The following is a 19925-nucleotide window of genomic DNA, read 5'->3' as shown; positions in this document are numbered from 1 at the left end:
CGGGTTTAACATCCCAGCCTCATCTTTATTTAGCGTAATCAACAGCGCGAACTTCCCGAATCACCGTTACTTTAATGTGACCAGGATACTCTAGCTGATCCTCAATTTCATGTTTGATATCGTGCGAAAGTGCCGCTGCTTGATTATCAGAGACTTTCTTCGGCTTAACAATAACACGAACTTCCCGACCAGCCTGAATGGCATAACTATGATCAACACCCTTGTGGTGATTGGCAATTGATTCAAGCTGCTTTAAGCGCTGAATGTATTCTTCCAGTGATTCGCTTCGAGCTCCTGGACGAGCACCCGAAATTGCGTCCGCTGCCTGAACTAAAACAGCAATTGTTGATGTTGCTGGGACATCGCCATGGTGGGAAGCAATCGTATTAATAACCACAGGATTTTCCTTATACTTACGCGTCAGTTCTACCCCTAGCTCAACGTGTGAACCGTCAACTTCATGGTCAATTGCTTTTCCAATATCATGCAATAATCCAGCTCGCTTTGCTAAAGTAGTATCTTCACCTAATTCTGCTGCCATAATTTCAGTCAACTTAGCAACCTCAATTGAGTGTTGAAGAACATTCTGACCATAACTTGTTCGATATTTCATCCGTCCAACTGTCTTGATTAGATCCGGATGCATACTATGAATCCCCAAGTCAAAAATGGTCTCTTCACCCACTTCTCGCAATTGGGCATCCATATCATTACGTGCCTTTTCAACTGCTTCTTCAATCCGTGCAGGATGAATTCGTCCATCTTGGATTAATCGTTCTAGAGCCATTTTAGCAATTTCTCGACGGACTGGATCAAAACCACTTAGCACAACAGCTTCAGGTGTATCATCAATAATTAAATCAATCCCAGTTAATGTTTCAAGGGTTCGAATATTCCGGCCTTCTCGACCAATAATTCTACCCTTCATATCATCATTTGGTAAATTAACTACAGAAACTGTTGCTTCTGAAACCATGTCAGCACTACTCCGTTGAATAGCACTTACAATTAAATCTTTGGCCTTTTTTTCAGCCGTTAATTGTGCATCTTCTTCGCTTTCTCGGATCATTCGGTCTCGTTCTACAGCTAGCTCTTCCTTTAACTTTTCCAGTAAGAGTTTTTTAGCCTGATCCTCACTTAATCCTGCAACTTCTTGTAACTTCTGCGCTTGTTGCTTGATTAAACTTGCCACTTGTTCATGATCTTTTTGAATTTGTTCACGTTTAACATCTAATTTAGACTCTCGAGAACTAATTACATTTTCACGATCTTCTAAGGCGCTATCTTTTCTGTCTAATGTGTTTTCCCGTTGGATCAAGCGTTCTTCTTGTTTTTGAACCTCTTGACGACGTTCCTGTAGATCTTGTTCTACGCTTTCACGATAACGGTGACTTTCATCTTTTGCTTCGAGAACTGCTTCCTTTTTTGCAGTAGCCGCTTCTTTCTTTGCAGACGAAATGATTTCCTTAGCATTATTTTTAGCTTGTTCAATTTGTCGTTCAACGATGAACTTTCGAATGAAGTAGCCAAAAACACAAGCAACAATAGCGATGATAGCTGTCAATAATCCCATTACGACACCTCCAAATCAACTATTGAGTTGTGATTAAATTAATCAAATTATAATTGTCGTGTAAAAAACACGTACAGATTTAATTTTAATCGTTGTCGAAAGGGGTGTCAATAAATCGTTCTACAACAAACAAAAATAGAGTAAGAAAACAATAATTTAATTTCTTACTCATATGAAAAAGCAATTATTTTTCTGAAGCTTCTTCGATTGTTTCTTGAGTGTTCGTTTGATCTTGACCAGCTGACTCAACTTTCGCTTTCTCATCTTCACTTATTGGCATGTTATACGCCTCACGCACTTTAATCATTAATTCCTGCATGTGTTCTGGATGATCACTAAGCCACTTCTTAGCATTTTCACGTCCTTGACCAATCCGTTCCGTACCATACGAATACCAAGCACCGCTCTTCTTAACAAGATTTTTCTCTGCAGCCATATCAAGTAATTCACCGGTCTTTGAAATCCCGGTACCATACATAATATCTACTTCTGCACGTTTGAAAGGCGGCGCAACCTTATTCTTAACAACCTTAATCTTTGTCCGATTACCAATTACTTCTTTGCCATCCTTTAACTGTTCGCCTCGTCGAATTTCTAATCGAATCGTTGAATAGAATTTCAAAGCTCGACCACCAGGCGTCGTTTCGGGATTACCAAACATTACTCCTACCTTTTCACGAATTTGATTAATGAAAATAGCAATAGTTTTAGTCTTGTTGATTTCTCCAGAAAGCTTCCGTAATGCTTGTGACATTAACCGAGCCTGCAAACCAACGTGGGTGTCTCCCATTTCGCCTTCAATTTCAGCCCGTGGTACTAATGCTGCGACTGAATCAACCACGACAATGTCGACTGCTCCGCTTGCAATCAGCGCATCAGCAATCTCCAAACCTTGCTCACCAGTATCCGGCTGTGACAGCAAAAGATTATCAATATCAACACCTAATGCCTCTGCATACTGTGGATCTAATGCATTTTCTGCATCAATATAGGCCGCTGTGCCCCCACGCTTTTGTACTTCAGCCACTGCATGCAAGGCCACCGTAGTTTTACCAGAACTTTCTGGCCCATACATTTCAATAATTCGACCGCGTGGGTAACCACCAATTCCTAAGGCGTCATCAATTGCTAGCGAACCGCTAGATACGGAAGCAATCTTTGTATCAGCAGCATCGCCCATTCGCATGATTGAACCCTTACCAAAATTTTTTTCAATTTTTTTGAGAGCATTATCCAATGCCGTTTTTCTTTGATCTGCCATTATTTTCCTCCTTAACAGGATCCTGATTTAATAATATCAGCTTTTTGTTAAAACACAAGCAATTTTACGAACCAATGTTCGAATTAGTTGTTGGTCCTTAATAAGTGTTCAATTGCAAGTAATCCAAGCTGAACACTTTGGTGTCGAATTGCTTGACGGCCCATTTGCTGGGACAAATGAAGCTGTTTTGTAATAATTTGATGACCATCATCAATACCAAGCCAAACTTCTCCAACTGGATGCCCTTCTAATTCATCTGGACCAGCAACTCCTGTTAAACCAATTCCTAGATCAGCTCCTGTTAACTGACGGGAATGTTGTGCCATTGCTCCAGCGACTGCGCCGCTAACAACACTATTTTGTTGAATTACTTGTTCCGGAATTGATAATAGTTTAGTTTTCATTTCAGTTGCATAAGTAACAAAACCACCGTCAAAAACTTGTGAAGCTCCCGGGACCGAACAAATTGTCGACTGAAATAGGCCCGCCGTTAGACTTTCGGCTGCTGTGAGCGTCAACCCTTTTTTCTTCAGGTGTTTAACTACTTGCCCAGCCAGTGTAACGCCTTCACCAGTTCCAAAGTAGTAATCGCTTAATTGTTCAATAATTTGGGTCTCCGCATAATCTAGTAACTGCTGACTTTCTTTAATAGAATGATCAAAAACCGTTAAGCGGACTTGTGTTTCATCTGGTTGAACATACGAAGTCGCAATTACCGCGGTATCGTGCTCTAAGATTTTATGAATATCATCCATGAGCGTTGATTCAGGATACCCAACAAAGTGTAAAAGCCGATTCATAATCGTTCGTCCATTACTCAGTCGCTTTAATTGCGGCATAAGTGATTGTTTAACCATCGCCTGAAACTCACGTGGCGGACCAGGCAACACAACATAAGTATGTCCCGACCGTTCAATCATACTCCCGAGAGCGAGACCCACAGGATTTGCCAATTCTTGACCTCCGTCTAGGTAATAGGCCTGCCTAACATTATCATGAGTAAAGTCTATCCCACGGTGTTTAAAGTCAGCTTGTACTGTTTGCCAATATTTTTTATCCAATCCTAATTTAGTCCCAACTGCTTTTGCAACGCTTTCCATCGTCACGTCATCTGCCGTCGGTCCTAAGCCACCACAAATAAAAATCAAATCTGCACGTTGTTTTGCTTGATTAATTGCGGTCACAATTCGAGATTGTTGATCATCAATTGTCGTTTGCCAAAAACAATTAATATCTAATTCTCGTAGTTGGTTTGCTAAGAAACGTGCATTCGTATTGGTAATTTCACCTAAAGTTAATTCCGTCCCCACCGAAATAATCTCTGCATTCATTATTAACCTCCTATTTATAGATAACGAAAAAAGACCGTGAAATTATTAAATTTCAACAGTCTTTTTTATTACTTGAATCCATCGGCAAACACGCCACGACCTTGAATGAAATAATCTGCTCCTGAATAAACAGTAAAGAATAAGCAAATATACAACATAATTTCACCAAATGGTATTTGCCAGATTGCAAAAATCGCATTATGCAACAACAAGAAAATGATCGCAATAAATTGTGTCGTGGTTTTAATTTTTCCAGGCATTTTTGCCGCCAAGACCTGACCATTTTGTTCAACAATCAATAATCGTAAACCAGTAACTGATAATTCACGCCAGATGATAATGCACGTAACCCAGGCCGGTACTGCATGGTTAGCAGTCAATACAATAAATGCAGTCATCACTAACAGCTTATCGGCTAATGGGTCCGTAAATTTACCAAAATTCGTTACTAGATGATCGCGACGAGCAATCCGCCCATCCAGGTTATCCGTAATCGTTGCCGCAATAAACAAAACTGTTGCAATTACTTGTGTAACCGGCACTGTTGCCCCAAGAAAGGTCACACTTCCCAACGTAAATGGCACCACCATCAGAATTAAGAAAAATGGGATAATAATTAACCTGATAATGGTTAATTTATTCGGTAAGTTCAAAACAATTCCTCCTCATTATTGTCGACTGGATTGTTGGGATGTGGTTGTTTGTCGCGTTACAGTCCCATTACTTCTTTGAGTTGTAGTTTGTCCTGTTCGACTGGTCTGTGTAGCTGTCCTGGTTTGACTATTACTCATTCGTGAATCATTGACAACACTAGAACTACTTGAATGATTGGTTTGGCTGCCTAACAGAATTGTAACAACCCGCGTGGCTGGATACCGATTATGATTGGTAATATCAAGGGTTTGGTTACCAAATTTAATTTTGGTTACTCGAGCATTGCCGATCCGAATCGTAATACTTCGCGCATTCTTAGCTAAGGCTACGGTTTGTTTATTGTTTGTCCCCATTGTTCGGCTTAACCGTGTAGTCCCGTCAACAATCACACTATTGGTAGAGGTACCGGTTGTTGTAATTTGTAAATTAGTTGCCTTAGAAAGCGCCTTGGTTGAACGATACGCCACTGCATTAGCAGTTCGCGAACTTTCTGTTAGCTTAATTTCTTGATCCTTTTTAGATGACTTTTTAAAACTAGATGTGGTCTTCTTTTTACTGGACTCACCAGAGACTGATACAGAACTACTATCAATTTTCGATGAGTCACGGTGATTACGAGCAATCGCTGTCACCCAAATAGCCGCCAAAATTACCAATACAATAACACTGATAATAATGGTTGGTAGATATTTGCGTAATCCATCGATCCGCGCTACTGCGTTCCGACGATTGCCACTACGCCGCGGTTCCACAGCTTCATTCAGATGTTCAGAATAATCCGCCGTTTTAGTTTTAGGTAAATAATCATCATATTCCTTTAATAAGTCATTACCGTTTAAACCAACCGTATTGGCGTACTGCTTAATAAATGCCCGTACGTAAAAATCACCAGGTAATTCGTCAAAATTTTCATCTTCAATCGCAATTAAATAACGTTTTTGAATTTTAGTAGCTTGTTGAAGATCATCCAGAGTAAAACCATTTGCAACTCGGGCATCCTTCAGTTTTTTTCCAATATTGAGCTTTTGTTCTTGTTCTTCACTCATTGTAAAGTCCCTCACCCTTCTTTATTAAACCAGAACCTAGTATAGCATACTTCAACCACTTTAAATTCTAAGAATCTTTTACATCTTTAATGGATAGATTGCAAAATTTGTCCAACATTGTGGTTCAATAAACTCCCGACAACTACGGTAAAGGTCGGGTAATTCAATCGATTTCAGCAATTCAATCTCATCAAAAATATTTAGGTTGCCAAACAGGGAAGATGAATAACGGTTCGCAATTAATTCTGGAGAATTTAAGCTCATAATTAATCTCCCGAGCGCCCCCCGTTTGGTATCCATAAATTCTTCCTTCATTTGATCCAAATTATTAATTGCTGATTGCAATATTGACTGAATTTCGTCAAAGAAACGGTGTGGGTCATCGGTATCAGTACTAATTGTTGCAAAGTGAAAACCACGTTCCATTTCAAAACTAAACCCAAAAGAATCGTCAACCACTTGCTGTTGATATAATCGCAAGTAATTTGCAGTCGTATCATCAAAGAGCATTTCTAACATCAATTCACATGCTAATTTATAGCGCAATCGAACTAGATGATCACTAAATTCTTGTAAACCGCGAATGGCAACCATTGCCTTAGCTCGTTGAACGGGCATTCGGATAAAGCTACTTGTTATTACATCCCGACCACGAGGATCGCTAATAATAGGAGCTCGTTGGATTGGCTGGCTAATTTCTTGATGTTCGTGCTGACTTTTTAAGATTGTTGACATCGTTTCTTCGATATCAAGTTTACCTACGACTACTAAACGAAGGTTTGATGGCTGATAAAAAGTCTGATAACAACGCATCAACAAATCAGGCGTAATTTTGGCAATGCTTTGTTCCGTCCCCGCGATATCAATACTCATCGGGTCTTTTGGAAAGAGATTAGCAAGTGCTCCAGTATACAATCGCGAATCAGGGCTATCATTATACATCCGAATTTCCTGACCAATAATTCCTTGCTCTTTAGCAACTCCAGTAGCGGAAAAGTATGGCGACTGAACAAAATCTAATAAAGTCGCTAAATTCTTTTGAACATTTTGTGTGGTAGAAAATTGGTAACTCGTTTGTGTATAGCTGGTAAAAGCATTTGAATCGGCACCTAATTCACCAAATAAATCAAACGCATCATGATCTGCCTTCTCAAATAATTTGTGTTCCAAAAAATGGGCAATGCCATCAGGAACCCGTTCCATTTTATGACGATCTAATGCAATAAAACGATTGTCAACCGAACCATAGTCTGTTGTTAAAATTCCATATGTCTTTTTAAAACCTAATCGCGGAATCAATGTCACATCCAGACCATTTGTGAGCCGTTCATGGTAAACAATTTGGCTAAACTGATCATAAATCTTTTTTCTCACAACTCTATCCCCGATCCAAATAATAAATTGCTTGTAAGTTTAGTTGTTGAGCGGCTTCACTAACCTGCTGCCGACTTACCGATTGAATCTGTTCAACCGGATTAGTCGGCAATGTCATCCCAGCAAGTGAACTGACTAGAGCCTGCCCAATCAAGTGATTTGGGCTGTCTTGAGCAGTCAGATACCCATTCACAATATTTTTACGCACCTGTTCTAAGTCATGGTTATTAATCTGGCCATCTTGGATCGTCTGTAATTGTTGAGTAATTAGTGACTGTGTTCTTTGGTGGTCTTTACCGTCAATTCCCGACTGAACAAATAAATAACCAGCAAATGGTCGGTAACCGCTTGAAGCGTAATAGGCAAGACTCGCTTTTTCCCGAACATTTTTAAAGAGTAATGAATATGGTCCAGCACCAAACAAACCGTTCATTACTATCGCTGGATAGTATGCACGATCCAAATAATAAATTGGGACCGAATAGGCTAAATTTAGTTTGGCTTGTTGAATGTCATCATGTTCATGGCAAGTTCGAACGTTAGCAGACGACTGTTGCTGATAAAAAATCTTTTGTTCTAATGAAGGTCGAGCCTTAAATGGCCAGTTCTGAAGCTGTTGAGTAATTTCATCCGGACTAACGTTTCCTTCGATAATAATATCTACCTGGTCGTGAGTTATCATTTGGCGGTATGCGACCATCAATTGCTCACTGGTTACATTAGTAATGAGTTCTGCCGACCCAGTACTGGGAATTCTCATCGCCGAACCATTAACAAAGTAAAGTTCTAAAAGTCGTTTAGCTGCTAAATACTGTTTATCATCTTCCCACGAAGTTAATGTTGCTGCTAAATTATTTCTTTGCAGTTGCCAACTTTCTGGTGAAAGTTGACCTTGACTCACTAATGGATTAAAGATCAACTCACGCATAAACTTCAGCGCCTCACTAATCTTCATTGCGGGGGTGATCGTTTGATTCACACATGATAAACTAATTCGGACATTATGGGTTGTCCCCATTCTAGTAACATAGCCGTCCAATTCTGCCCCATACATTTTTGCTAATTGCCGCGCCATTGCAGTTTGGTTAGGGTATGACTGGGACGCATTGACCAATAAATTCACTAAAACATTTCGTACTGCACTGTTTGTCAACGTTTGCTTCGTCGCAAAATTTACCATTATTTTCGTAGTAGTATATTTGGTTGTCGGAATAATGGTCAAATAAACACCATTTACTAATTTAATTCGCATTTTTCGTTCCTTTGGTTTCAATCAATGTAACCAATATCATACGCACTTTTACGCTAAAACACAAGAAACTAGCCTTGTATAACAAAAAGGCTGGATTACTCCAGCCTTTTGATTAATTGATTGGTCCTAAATAATTACTATCTTTACCAAACCACTTTTCATTAATTTTGCGTAACTCACCATTCTTTTGCAGTCTGCCCAGTCCTTCGTTAACTTTACGACGGAGTGTTCGATCACCCTTCCGCATTCCCACAGCAAACTTATCAGCGGGCATTTTTGAACTACTATAAGTCACATATGCCTTCTGGTTTGGCTGGTGTTGAATATAGTAGTCCGCGTAAACTTCATCCATTAATATTCCCTGAATTCGGTTGGCATTGAGATCAATAAATGCATTCGGAAATGTATCATATAAAACCGGTTTGTGCCCTTTAATCCGATCCTTAAGTAATTTCGGATATTCATCTAACATCGTCATGCCTGTTGATCCATTTTGCACTCCAAGCGTCTTGCCAGTCATTCCTTGAAAGCCATTAATATGATCACGCTTTTTCGTCACTAAAATTTGTTTATTGAGTAAGTAAACTCGACTAAAAGCAACCTTTTTTTGACGTTGTGGGGTTACAGAATAACCATTCCATAGTAAATCAATCGTTCCATTCTTTAATTCTGTTTCTTTCATTGACCAGTCGATTGTTTGGAAGTCAACCTTTAGTCCATATTGTTTAAATACCGCTCGTGCAAGATCAACATCATAACCAACTAATTTACCGTTTTTCTTCCGGAAACCCATTGGAACAAAACTATCGTCCACCCCGATAATGACTTTATGGCGTCGCTCAATTCGTGACCAAGTATCTTGTTGATTAGCCCGTGTGGTAACACTTTCGCAACCACTGAGAAAAATGAGTGAAAGAAGCAAACACAGGATTAATTGCCATCCTTGACGTTTCTTCATATTTATCCCCCCTCACTCTAATTTTGCTGGTCCAGTGCCTGGACAGTTAACATCTTATCAGCAATTTTTTGCGCAAATTCCATATCGTGAGTAACTACTAATTGAGTCACCCCTTGTGCCTTTAACGATAAAATTAGGTTTGCCACCTCATCCCGCAAATTCGGGTCTAGCGCACTAGTTGGCTCATCATAACAGAGAATTTTTGGTTGCATTGCTAATGCGCGTGCAATTGCCACTCGTTGTTTTTGACCACCAGATAATTGGTATGGATATAATTGCTCCTTGTTTTTTAAACCTAATTGGTTCAGTAATTCCAGTACTTTCGCCTTAGCAGTTTTACGATCTTGTTTTAAAACAAGTGTCGGTGCCAACGTCAAGTTTTCTAATACTGATAAGTGTGGAAATAGGTTGAAATCCTGAAAAACAACTCCCATAACATTATCGGCACTCGTTAAATCCTCAGGATTAAACTCTTTACCATCAATCGTGAACTGACCGTCATCAGCGGTTTCCAAGCCAGTAATACATCTTAATAAGGTAGTTTTCCCTGCTCCAGAAGGTCCAACAATTGTTAAAATATTGCCATCTTCAACGGTAAAACTAACATTATCAAGAATTTTACGTCCGCCAAAGCTCTTTTTTAAGTTTATAACTTTTAACATTTTTAAAACCTCCTTTAATTACTTGTAGTAAGAATAACGTTGTTCCACTTTGTGTAAAACATAAGTACAAATTCCCACCATTAGTAGGTAAATAATACCAACTAAAACTAATGGAACTAAGGTAACATCACGGGAGGTAGCAACATTTCCGGCCCGGAGCAAGTCCCCTAAACCGATGACATAAACTAAGGAGGAGTCCTTAACTAAGTTCACAACTTCGTTTCCAATTGATGGAATCACAATTTTAACCACCTGTGGAATTACAATTTTGCGAACTGTTTGCCAGTAACTCAGTCCCAATACACGCGCGCCTTCGTACTGGCCCTCGTCAATCGACTGAAGACCACCACGGAAGATTTCAGCAAAATAAGCAGCATAATTTAAAATAAACGCTATTAGTGCAGCATCAAACCGTTGAAAAACAATTCCAATAATTGGCAATCCATAAAATACAAAAATCAATTGTAGTAGCAATGGTGTTCCCCGCATTAGCCAAACGTAAAATTCTAGAACCCATTTTAAGGGTTTAATTTTTGAGACGAGACCTAAGCTGCAAATAATCCCTAACGGTAATGAACCAATTAAAGTAAGAAAAAATAGCTCAAGGGTCATTCCAGCACCTTGGAATAATGACGGTAAAATTTCAAAAACATATTTTAATGACATAAGCAACCTCCTACTCTCTGTTAAAGCAAAAAAGCGTCCCCCTGGACAAAGTCCAAGGGGACGCTAAACCGTGTTTCCACCCCAATTTATAACTAGCTTACACTAGTTACCTCAATGAGTTCATTTAAACCGAAAAGCCCTCTTACTACTAGACAGTAGTAAGAGGGCTTTTCAGCGGTTCCACCTCATTAATGTTAAATCTTCACAGATTTAACCTCATTAAGTTCAAATAAACTCTGCGCTATAACGGGCTACCCCGTGCTACCTTTCGTTCAGTAGCCAACTCACAGTTGTGATTCGAGTGCTAGTTAATGTTTCCTCTCATCCATCGAAACTTTCTGTAAATAACTAATCACTCTACTAGTCTGTTCTTGGTCTTTAATTTGTTATAAGTATAATAACCATGTTAAATTCAATTGTCAACATTAATATTAAAAAGTTCTCATAATCAAGAACGCTGCGTTGACAGTACATGTTGATACAGTTCATGAATTGGCCAATACAACACCACAAAATAAACTAAATTTAGAGCTAATGTTGGTGCCAGTGTATAAAGCAGAAAACTACCAAATTTAACATGAATGACACCAATTAATAAAAATGCCCAATAATTTAACAATTGAAAGACACAAACATTAATAAAGAAAATCATCAAGGTATTGAAAAAATTTTCATTAAAGAAGTTCGCCAGTAATTTAGTTAACCATACCATTAAAGGGTATAAAACAATAAACAATCCCAAAACTCCGGAATAAAATAGATCGCTTAACACCCCGATTAAAACCGCAAAACCGTATAGCGGAATTTTAATGTTCTCTTCAAAAAAATATGCCAAAACGAGCCATAATAAGACCAGTTGGCTCACCATTGAGTATGGGAAGCTAAAAAATTGATTAGCAAAGACTTTGCTCAGCGACCCATCCAAAAAGAATGCAAGCAACAAACCAATTGGGAATAAGAATCTTAATCGAGATAAACGATACATTTTATTCCCTCCTATGAGTCTAATTCAGCAACTGTTACTATATTAACATCATTAAAATTACCAGCCGGCTTAATATAAATTTTTTGCGCCAGCCCATAGTCATCTTTACCAACTTTGGAAACCCGACCGACATAAAGTCCCTTTGGAGTGATACCACCCATACCACTAGTGACCACCTTGGTTCCTTTTTTGATTTTAGCCTTTGAAGTTACTTGACCCATGATCAAACTATTCGTTTCTGAGTCATAATCAGTAATAATTCCGTTTACCGTTTTGCCACCCTCACCGTTAATTTGAATTGCAAACCGGTTTGCAGATTCACTTGTGTTACTTAACAATTCAACTTTACTATTGGTTTGATTAACTTCCGTGATTCGACCAATTAACCCGCCAGATGACATTACCGGCATGTTCTTCTTAATTCCATTGGTTTGGCCTTTATTGATAACTAATTGTTTCTGCCAGGATGACGGCGTCCGCGACATTACCGCAGCACTAATGGTAGAATAGTCGGTCATTGACTTGCTAACTTTTAATTCCTTCTTTAATTCACGATTTTCTTTAGATAAAGTCTGATCACGAACTTTGGCTTGTGCAAGATCAGATACCTGTTCTTTCAACTTTTGGTTTTCAGAATAGGTATTTAAAAGTTCGGTGAATGACTGAACACCATGTTCAGCGGCATTAACCGGGTACGCAATTACCCCATCAACAATCCCGATAATATCATTTCCAAATTGTTGAATTAGTGGTGGTGTTTGACGACGGTTCCGAATAGCCACTGATCCACCCATTAATCCGAATGCAAGCACCAGCACTACAACAATAAAGACAAGGCGCCGGTTGGAAAAAAACTTTCGCATTCCTAAAATCCTCCTCCCAATTAAGAAAAGTGAAGCGGAGCTTGACAAAACACATCGTTTTGCGACTCACTCCGCCCACCTGGATAGTTATTCCTTAATTGGTTTATTTGAATTACTTTTTCTTCTTCATCACATCAATGCTCTTTAGGGATTCACCAGTCCCAATAGCAACACAATCCAATGGATCGTTAGCAATAAAGACTGGAACTTTAGTTGCATCCGCAATGACATCTGGTAAATGCTTCAACAGTGAACCACCACCAGTTAAAACAATCCCATGATCAATAACATCGGCAGCAATTTCAGGTGAGGTCTCTTCCAAAGTCGACTTAATTGCATCGATTATTTCAGCTACAACATCCTGAAGGGCACCAGAAAGTTCTTCAGCTGTTACTTCCATCGTTTTTGGTAATCCAGTTACGAGATCTCGACCACGAACCTCTGAACTTTCCATATCTTTTGCAGCCTCCGGAGAAGCCGAACCAATGTCCCACTTCAACTTTTCGGCTGTTCGTTCACCAATCAATAGGTTCTTATTCTGACGAATAAATTGAATGATGGCATCATTCATTTTATCACCAGCCATCCGAATCGAACGACTGGAAACAATCCCACCAAGTGAGATAGTAGCAACATCAGTAGTTCCACCACCAATGTCTACAACCATACTCCCAGTCGGATCCATTACTGGTAAACCAGCACCAATTGCAGCTGCAAATGGCTCTTCAATTACATATGCATCCCTTGCACCAGCAACACGCGTTGCATCAATCACTGCCCGTTTTTCAACTTCAGTAATTCCGCTAGGTACACAAACCATGACATATGGTTTCCCTGAGTTTCCGCCCAGTGCTTTTTCCATATAGTATTTCATCATTGCAACAGTAGTGTCATAATCAGCAATGACTCCATCCTTCATTGGGCGAATTGCAACAATGCTAGCAGGAGTCCTTCCAATCATATCACGGGCGGCTTCACCAACCGAAATCACTTCGCCAGACTTCTTGTTCCGCGCCACAACGGATGGTTCACGTAAAACGATTCCCTTTCCTTCAATGTAAACAATTGTATTGGCAGTTCCTAAATCAATACCAATATTTTTGGTTCCAATTCCTAATGGCAATCTATGTCGTCCCTTCATTTTTGGTTTCCAATATCTTTTTATTATAGAACAGCAGTATTATACCATAGCCGTTCCGCAGATTAACAGTCACAATATACTACACTCAGCTTAAAAAAACCATTCTTTTATAAACATTTTAAGATAATTAAAGGTCTTCGATATTTTCCCGCCAACTATAATAATTGCCATGGCCAATCACCAAAAAATCAATTAGTTGAATTCCAATTAGGTTCCCTGCACGCTCCAACCGTTGGCACATCATTAGATCGTTATCTGACGGCTCAGTACCTCCGCTAGGATGGTTATGTACAATAATTACTCCTGATGCACAATTTTTTAATGCGTAACGATAAATCTGATCAGGATACAAACTACACTGACTTCGTCCACCGATAAATAACTGACGTCGTGCAATGATCTCATTATGCACATCCGTACAGAGGACCGTTACACTTTCTTGACTATCACCAGCGCATTCTTCCACAAAATTTCTACCAACCAGGGTACTTGAGTAGGCGTGCCCATAAATATTACGAGGACTTTTAACAATTACTTCTCCCAATTGAATAGCAAACAAAAATTTAATCATTTCTGGATAATTACTCTTGAAATATTGTAATTCATTTTTGCCTAACTGACGAAAGTCAGTCGGAGTCGGAATTTTTTCTAGTATCTCTGCTGCTAACTTTGGCTGATCAGTAAAATATCCCCGTACTAATTGTTGATAACTGTTAATCGGATCTTCTAAAAACATCAAATCTCTCCCTTCACTTTTTATATACGGAGGAGATTAATGAAATTATTTTTCATCTAACATTAAATGACGAACATCTGAGATGAAATAAAGCGAGCCGGTGATTAAAACTACATCATCCGTAGAAATTTCTGTCGTGATGTAAGCTAATGCTTGTTGCCAATCTCTCACCACTTGAATGGGATAGTAACTTGGAATCGTTTGAACAATTGAACTTAGGTCAGCACTCGGCCGATTAGCAGACGGGCCTGCAAAAGAAGTCACCGTGATATGGACATTACTTAGGCTTGCCAGCTCACCAAGCATCAAATCATATTGTTTATCTGCTAAGATTGCTACTAATACGTAAACTTGATGGCTTCTCAAATCATTTCTAATTGTTTCTACCAACGCCTGCATTCCAGGTAAATTATGTGCTCCGTCTAAAATCACCAAAGGTTCTTCGTTCACCAATTCCATTCGGCCCGGCCACTTAGTGTTATGAAGTGCCACCCTGATTTCTCGTAGATCTAAATTTAACCCCTGCTCTTGCATAAAGAGCTGCACAATTGTTAACGCTACTCCGCAATTAACCCTTTGATAATCACCAGCCAAAGATAAGCGATACCGCTCACGATGTAATTGTAGCCCGGTGTACATAATTTCAGGATAGATTCCGTGCAGAACTTCCAGTTCGCTTTGAAAATTTCGACCCAGTTGATAAAGAAGGCTATGGTGTTCCGCTGCTGTTCTCTGAATTACCTGTTGCGCCTCAGTCGGTAAATTGCCCACTACTACTGGTACTCCGTCTTTAATAATTCCAGCCTTATGTTGAGCAATTTCTGCTAACGTTGATCCTAAATACTTCATATGATCATAACCAACCGTTACGATTGCGATCACAGCAGGATTTTCAATTACATTAGTCGAATCATAAGTTCCCCCAATACCGACCTCCAAAATAACAACATCTAAGTTATGATCAGCAAAATAACAAAACATGATTGCTGTATCAATTTCAAATTCTGTCGGTCCGCCCTCGGGCAATTCCTGATCTAGTTCATTAACAACCGGTTCAACTCGTTGAGTATAGTGTACTAAGTCCTGGTCGCTAATGGGGTGCCCATTAATAGCAATTCGTTCATTAAAACGGGTAATAAATGGTGATGTAAAAGAGCCCACTGTTAACCCCTGATCCATCAGCATTTGTCTGGTCATTGCTACCACTGACCCTTTCCCATTGGTCCCAGTAATGTGAATATAGTGTTGTCCGCGTTCAGGATTGCCGAGACGGTTTAAAAATAAGCGCATTCGATCAAGAGTTGGTTTTTTCTTAAACCGCGGTCGTTCATGAATGAAAGTTAACGCTTCCTGGTAAGTTTCAACTGCCATTTTTTTGCTCCTTTTGGTCCAAAAAAGAGGCTGGAAAGAACTCTGCTTCCTTCAGCCTCAATTCAATTACGCATTTTCTAACGATGTAAGCCGCTCTTGAGCAGCATTTAGTTTTTGCTGCCATTCATCGGCTTTCTTGCGTTCTTCATTAACAACCTTTTCTGGTGCATTTTGCACAAATTTATCGTTGCCCAGTTTCTTGGCTGATCGCTCAACCTCCTTCTGTAACTTGGCAATTTCATCCTGAATCTTGGCCTTTTCTTCATCAAGATCTACCAACTCTGCCATTGGAATGTACACAGTGGCACCCGCTAAAATACCACTCATAGCCAATTTTGGCGCCGTTACTGCTGTCGAAATTGTTAATTTTGCAGGATGGCAGAAACGTTGAATATAGTCTTCGTTATCTTTAAAAATATTCCCTAATTCGTTAGTATCGACCTTAATTAACATATTAACCGGCTTTGATAATGGTGCTCCAGCATCATTTCGAATTGTCCGCACGGCTTTAATTAAATCAATTAGGTCCCCCATCTGTTCCACTGCACTAGCGTCTGCTAGATTATCGTGGGTCACTGGATAGGAACTAACCATAATGGATTCGCCATCATGTGGCATTGACAACCACAATTGTTCAGTAACAAATGGCATGATTGGGTGAATTAATTTCAAAGTTTGATCTAAAACATAGCCTAAAATGTTCTTGGTATCATTCTTTTCTTCATCAGTACCGTTCGTTAACTTTTCCTTGGACATTTCAATGTACCAATCACAGAAATCATTCCAAATAAAATTATAGAGAGCCCGGCCGGCTTCACCAAATTCAAACTTTTCAAATTGGTCATTAACCTGTTTAATCGTGGCGTTTAACTTCGCTAAAATCCAGCGATCTGCTAAATCCCATTTATCCTGAGCTGGTAGTTGCGGGGCATGATCCATCCCATCGAGGTTCATAATAACATAACGACTGGCATTCCAAATCTTATTAATGAAATTCCACGCTGCATCCATTTTCTTATATGAGAAACGAATGTCTTGACCAGGTGTCGAACCGGTTACCAAGAACCAACGCAAAGCGTCAACTCCATATTTAGCAATCACATCCATTGGGTCAATTCCGTTCCCCAACGATTTACTCATCTTTCGCCCTTGTTCATCACGAATAAGGCCATGTAACAAAACGTTGCGGAATGGTGCTTTTCCTGTAAACTCCAGCGACTGAAAAATCATCCGCGATACCCAGAAGAAAATAATGTCATATCCCGTCACTAATGTGCTAGTAGGGAAGTAACGCTTGTAATCAGGTGCATCAGTATCTGGCCAACCCATAGTTGAAAATGGCCACAATGCACTGGAGAACCAGGTGTCTAAAACATCATGATCCTGCTCCCAATTTTCCCCATCTTTTGGCGCTTCCATCCCAACATACATTTCACCAGTTTGCTTGTTATACCATGCTGGAATTCGATGCCCCCACCATAACTGACGGGAGATAACCCAATCGTGAATATTTTCCATCCATTGAGTAAAGGTATTTTCAAAACGACCCGGGATGAAATTAACTCGATCAGCCGTCTTCTGATTCTTTAATGCCGCTTCAGCAAGTGGCTTCATTTTGACGAACCACTGCGTTGATAATCGAGCTTCGACTTGTACTCCGGTCCGTTCTGAATGGCCTACAGAGTGAATAATTGGATCAATTTTAAGCATATAACCTTGGTCTTCAAGATCCTTTACCATGGCTTTCCGCGCTTCAAACCGGTCCATACCTTGGTACTTACCAGCATTTTCGTTCATGGAAGCATCTTCATTCATCGTGTTTAATTCTGGTAAATTGTGACGCTTACCAACTTTAAAGTCGTTGGGATCGTGGGCTGGGGTAATCTTAACCATCCCGGTACCAAAATCAGGAGTTACATAATCATCTGCAATAATCTCAATTTCTCGATCTACTAACGGAACTCGCACATGCTTACCGACGAGTCCTTTATAACGTTCATCATGTGGGTTCACCGCCACTGCCTCGTCACCAAACATTGTTTCTGGTCGCGTCGTAGCAATTTCGATATAGTCTTGCCCATTAAAAGTTGTTCCATCAGTAAATGGGTATTTAACATGGTAAAAGGCACCCTTGTCATCCTTATGGATAACTTCAATGTCTGATAAGGCCGTCCGCGCTTGTGGATCCCAGTTAATAATGTAGGTTCCCCGGTAGATCAAACCCTTGTTGTAAAGGTCAACGAAGACCTTACGAACTGCTTTATTTAATCCTTCATCAAGGGTAAAACGTTCCCGGTCATAGTCCACGGAAATACCCATCTTTGCCCATTGTTGATGAATGATATCAGCATATTCATCTTTCCAGTCCCAAACTTGTTGGACGAACTTTTCCCGGCCGAGATCGTAACGAGAAATCCCTTGCTTACGCAGGCGGGCTTCAACTTTTGCTTGGGTTGCAATTCCAGCGTGGTCCATTCCTGGTAACCACAAAACGTCATATCCCTGCATGCGTTTTTGGCGAATAATCATATCTTGAAGTGTCGTATCCCAAGCATGGCCTAAATGCAGCTTTCCTGTCACGTTCGGCGGTGGAATCACAATTGAATATGGGTGAGCCTTTTGATCACCGCTTGGTTTAAAAAATCCATGATCCTGCCACCAAGCATACCGGCCCTTTTCCACAGCAGTGGGATCATATTTGGTTGACATTGTTTTCGATTGATCTGCCATAATTAAAACTTCCTTTCATGATGGTAACAAAAAAACCCGTCCTAACAATAGGACGAGCTAACTCGCGGTACCACCTAATTTAAGATATTAAATATATCTTCACTCATCATTAGATAACGGGAATGACCCGAGCTAACCTACTTATTCGTTCAATTAGCTTGCTCGCGAGCTACTTCAAAAGATTCAGCTGACCTTCTCACCACTTAGTCATCTCTGTTAATTGAATCTTAAAACCTCTCGGTCACTGCTTTAGTGTTGTTATCATACGCTATTTTAATTCCTAGCGTCAACCCTCTATAGCAACTTTTTAAGTTCAGCTAAAGCGGCATCATAATCTGGTTCATCAGTCAATTCACTAACAATTTGGCGGTAAACGATTTTACCGTCTGCATTAATTACCCAAACAGACCGTGCCAATACTCCTTCATCAGGAATCAATAGGTTCATAGCATAACCAAATGACTGTTCATAATCGGAAACCAATTGCATATTCTGAACACCTTCGGCAGCACACCATTTTTGTTGATCTTCAATCCGGTTGGTAGAAATAGTTAAGAAATTGACCCCAGCAAAGTCATCCATCGTTTGATTGAACTTTTTTGTTTGTAAACTACATACCGGAGTATTAATGTCTGGCACCACACTGAGTAAAGTTGGCTTGCCAAATAGAAACCTCGTCTTTAACTTTTCATTATTCTGGTCAAATAATTTAAAGTGTGGCAGTTCTTCACCCACCATTGGTGGATTACCAACTAATTGACGTTTTTCACCTTTAATTGTGATTTCCATGTTTTGACTCTCCTTTGCTAAACCTTTCAACCTATCTCAAGTATAACAAACTCCTAATCAAGATACGAAAAAATCAGGTATAATTGATTGAAAATTTATGAAAGGAAAATTGTTATTATGTTAATTATTGCAAACTGTTTAATCCTCCTGGTTGGGATTGAACATCTTGGGATTATGTGGGTAGAAATGTTTGGTCAGCCACAACAGCAAGCCAAAGCATTTGATTTGTCCACCAACCTAACCAGTACCCCAGAGGTTCGGATCCTTTTCGCTAACCAGGGAATTTACAATGGCATGCTTGGATTATCACTGCTCTTGACGTATTGGCTATTTACTGGGATCGAACAGGCAACTGCTCAATACCTATTACTGACTTTTGTTGTTGTAGTTGCTCTGTATGGTGGCCTGACCGCGACAAAAAAGATTTGGCTAATTCAATTGCTTCCCGCTGCTTTGGCCATCATCACTCTCATTTTAGCCAGTTAACATTAAAGACGCAGGAACGTTGAAAGAGCGTTCCTGCGCCTTTAATT

Annotated in this window: 18 protein-coding genes and 2 other annotated features; of the genes, 1 reads left to right on the top strand and 17 read right to left on the bottom strand. The window is 39.8% G+C overall.

Annotated elements, in window-relative coordinates; all coding sequences use genetic code 11:
* Window positions 1–25: 25 nt before the first annotated feature.
* The 17 genes from rny to tpx form a co-directional block, all read right to left on the bottom strand.
* The gene (gene rny, locus Q0C76_RS03775; protein WP_295729882.1) at window positions 26–1573 is read right to left on the bottom strand and encodes a ribonuclease Y; all 1548 of its coding nucleotides are present in this window, start codon (window positions 1571–1573) and stop codon (window positions 26–28) included.
* 184 nt (window positions 1574–1757) lie between these two features.
* Entirely contained in the window at window positions 1758–2834 is a 1077-nt protein-coding gene (gene recA / locus Q0C76_RS03770) for a recombinase RecA (protein WP_295729880.1), read from the bottom strand.
* Between the two features lie 83 nt (window positions 2835–2917).
* The gene (locus Q0C76_RS03765; RefSeq protein WP_295729877.1) at window positions 2918–4165 is read right to left on the bottom strand and encodes a competence/damage-inducible protein A; all 1248 of its coding nucleotides are present in this window, start codon (window positions 4163–4165) and stop codon (window positions 2918–2920) included.
* 68 nt (window positions 4166–4233) lie between these two features.
* Window positions 4234–4818, bottom strand: coding sequence for a CDP-diacylglycerol--glycerol-3-phosphate 3-phosphatidyltransferase (pgsA, locus tag Q0C76_RS03760; RefSeq protein WP_295729874.1), 585 nt, complete (start codon window positions 4816–4818; stop codon window positions 4234–4236).
* A 15-nt stretch (window positions 4819–4833) separates the two neighbouring features.
* Window positions 4834–5865, bottom strand: a complete 1032-nt coding sequence (locus Q0C76_RS03755) for a RodZ domain-containing protein (RefSeq protein ID WP_295729871.1) — start codon at window positions 5863–5865, stop codon at window positions 4834–4836.
* A gap of 78 nt (window positions 5866–5943) precedes the next feature.
* On the bottom strand, window positions 5944–7239 hold the full coding sequence (locus Q0C76_RS03750) for an EF-P 5-aminopentanol modification-associated protein YfmH (RefSeq protein ID WP_295729868.1): 1296 nt from the start codon (window positions 7237–7239) through the stop codon (window positions 5944–5946).
* A gap of 4 nt (window positions 7240–7243) precedes the next feature.
* Window positions 7244–8491, bottom strand: coding sequence for an EF-P 5-aminopentanol modification-associated protein YfmF (locus Q0C76_RS03745; protein ID WP_295729866.1), 1248 nt, complete (start codon window positions 8489–8491; stop codon window positions 7244–7246).
* A 112-nt stretch (window positions 8492–8603) separates the two neighbouring features.
* On the bottom strand, window positions 8604–9449 hold the full coding sequence (locus tag Q0C76_RS03740; RefSeq protein ID WP_295729864.1) for an amino acid ABC transporter substrate-binding protein: 846 nt from the start codon (window positions 9447–9449) through the stop codon (window positions 8604–8606).
* Between the two features lie 17 nt (window positions 9450–9466).
* On the bottom strand, window positions 9467–10111 hold the full coding sequence (locus Q0C76_RS03735; RefSeq protein WP_295729863.1) for an amino acid ABC transporter ATP-binding protein: 645 nt from the start codon (window positions 10109–10111) through the stop codon (window positions 9467–9469).
* 18 nt (window positions 10112–10129) lie between these two features.
* Window positions 10130–10777: an amino acid ABC transporter permease gene (locus Q0C76_RS03730; RefSeq protein ID WP_295729860.1), complete on the bottom strand. Its 648-nt coding sequence runs from the start codon at window positions 10775–10777 to the stop codon at window positions 10130–10132.
* Window positions 10778–10936: 159 nt separating this feature from the next.
* Window positions 10937–11159, bottom strand: a binding site (T-box leader).
* A gap of 66 nt (window positions 11160–11225) precedes the next feature.
* The gene (gene mreD / locus Q0C76_RS03725) at window positions 11226–11762 is read right to left on the bottom strand and encodes a rod shape-determining protein MreD (protein WP_295729857.1); all 537 of its coding nucleotides are present in this window, start codon (window positions 11760–11762) and stop codon (window positions 11226–11228) included.
* A gap of 11 nt (window positions 11763–11773) precedes the next feature.
* Window positions 11774–12625: a rod shape-determining protein MreC gene (gene mreC, locus Q0C76_RS03720; protein ID WP_295729855.1), complete on the bottom strand. Its 852-nt coding sequence runs from the start codon at window positions 12623–12625 to the stop codon at window positions 11774–11776.
* A 112-nt stretch (window positions 12626–12737) separates the two neighbouring features.
* Window positions 12738–13766, bottom strand: coding sequence for a rod shape-determining protein (locus Q0C76_RS03715; protein ID WP_295729853.1), 1029 nt, complete (start codon window positions 13764–13766; stop codon window positions 12738–12740).
* Window positions 13767–13893: 127 nt separating this feature from the next.
* Window positions 13894–14502: a JAB domain-containing protein gene (locus Q0C76_RS03710; RefSeq protein WP_295729851.1), complete on the bottom strand. Its 609-nt coding sequence runs from the start codon at window positions 14500–14502 to the stop codon at window positions 13894–13896.
* Window positions 14503–14547: 45 nt separating this feature from the next.
* Complete coding sequence (locus Q0C76_RS03705; RefSeq protein ID WP_295729849.1) at window positions 14548–15873, bottom strand: folylpolyglutamate synthase/dihydrofolate synthase family protein; 1326 nt, start codon at window positions 15871–15873, stop codon at window positions 14548–14550.
* 66 nt (window positions 15874–15939) lie between these two features.
* The gene (locus Q0C76_RS03700; protein ID WP_295729847.1) at window positions 15940–18603 is read right to left on the bottom strand and encodes a valine--tRNA ligase; all 2664 of its coding nucleotides are present in this window, start codon (window positions 18601–18603) and stop codon (window positions 15940–15942) included.
* A gap of 45 nt (window positions 18604–18648) precedes the next feature.
* Window positions 18649–18857 (bottom strand) — a binding site (T-box leader).
* Between the two features lie 40 nt (window positions 18858–18897).
* Window positions 18898–19392, bottom strand: a complete 495-nt coding sequence (gene tpx, locus Q0C76_RS03695; RefSeq protein ID WP_295729845.1) for a thiol peroxidase — start codon at window positions 19390–19392, stop codon at window positions 18898–18900.
* A gap of 117 nt (window positions 19393–19509) precedes the next feature.
* Here tpx and Q0C76_RS03690 point away from each other — a divergent pair, with 117 nt between their 5' ends.
* Window positions 19510–19878: a DUF1304 domain-containing protein gene (locus Q0C76_RS03690; RefSeq protein ID WP_295729842.1), complete on the top strand. Its 369-nt coding sequence runs from the start codon at window positions 19510–19512 to the stop codon at window positions 19876–19878.
* The last annotated feature ends 47 nt before the right edge of the window (window positions 19879–19925 follow it).

It is taken from the genome of uncultured Limosilactobacillus sp., from assembly GCF_934202705.1.
In the GTDB taxonomy this organism is placed as follows: Bacteria; Bacillota; Bacilli; order Lactobacillales; family Lactobacillaceae; genus Limosilactobacillus.
Note: the sequence above shows the minus strand (reverse complement) of the source record. Positions and strands in the feature narration are given on the sequence as shown.

Bases quoted from the DNA above. Each gene is read 5' to 3' on its own strand.
- Q0C76_RS03700 (WP_295729847.1), bottom strand. From the start codon at position 18,603: ATGGCAGATCAATCGAAAACAATGTCAACCAAATATGATCCCACTGCT.
- Q0C76_RS03715 (WP_295729853.1), bottom strand. From the start codon at position 13,766: ATGAAGGGACGACATAGATTGCCATTAGGAATTGGAACCAAAAATATT.
- Q0C76_RS03735 (WP_295729863.1), bottom strand. From the start codon at position 10,111: ATGTTAAAAGTTATAAACTTAAAAAAGAGCTTTGGCGGACGTAAAATT.
- mreC (WP_295729855.1), bottom strand. From the start codon at position 12,625: ATGCGAAAGTTTTTTTCCAACCGGCGCCTTGTCTTTATTGTTGTAGTG.
- Q0C76_RS03710 (WP_295729851.1), bottom strand. From the start codon at position 14,502: ATGTTTTTAGAAGATCCGATTAACAGTTATCAACAATTAGTACGGGGA.
- Q0C76_RS03755 (WP_295729871.1), bottom strand. From the start codon at position 5,865: ATGAGTGAAGAACAAGAACAAAAGCTCAATATTGGAAAAAAACTGAAG.
- Q0C76_RS03730 (WP_295729860.1), bottom strand. From the start codon at position 10,777: ATGTCATTAAAATATGTTTTTGAAATTTTACCGTCATTATTCCAAGGT.
- recA (WP_295729880.1), bottom strand. From the start codon at position 2,834: ATGGCAGATCAAAGAAAAACGGCATTGGATAATGCTCTCAAAAAAATT.
- rny (WP_295729882.1), bottom strand. From the start codon at position 1,573: ATGGGATTATTGACAGCTATCATCGCTATTGTTGCTTGTGTTTTTGGC.
- Q0C76_RS03745 (WP_295729866.1), bottom strand. From the start codon at position 8,491: ATGCGAATTAAATTAGTAAATGGTGTTTATTTGACCATTATTCCGACA.
- Q0C76_RS03690 (WP_295729842.1), top strand. From the start codon at position 19,510: ATGTTAATTATTGCAAACTGTTTAATCCTCCTGGTTGGGATTGAACAT.
- tpx (WP_295729845.1), bottom strand. From the start codon at position 19,392: ATGGAAATCACAATTAAAGGTGAAAAACGTCAATTAGTTGGTAATCCA.
- Q0C76_RS03740 (WP_295729864.1), bottom strand. From the start codon at position 9,449: ATGAAGAAACGTCAAGGATGGCAATTAATCCTGTGTTTGCTTCTTTCA.
- mreD (WP_295729857.1), bottom strand. From the start codon at position 11,762: ATGTATCGTTTATCTCGATTAAGATTCTTATTCCCAATTGGTTTGTTG.
- Q0C76_RS03765 (WP_295729877.1), bottom strand. From the start codon at position 4,165: ATGAATGCAGAGATTATTTCGGTGGGGACGGAATTAACTTTAGGTGAA.
- Q0C76_RS03705 (WP_295729849.1), bottom strand. From the start codon at position 15,873: ATGGCAGTTGAAACTTACCAGGAAGCGTTAACTTTCATTCATGAACGA.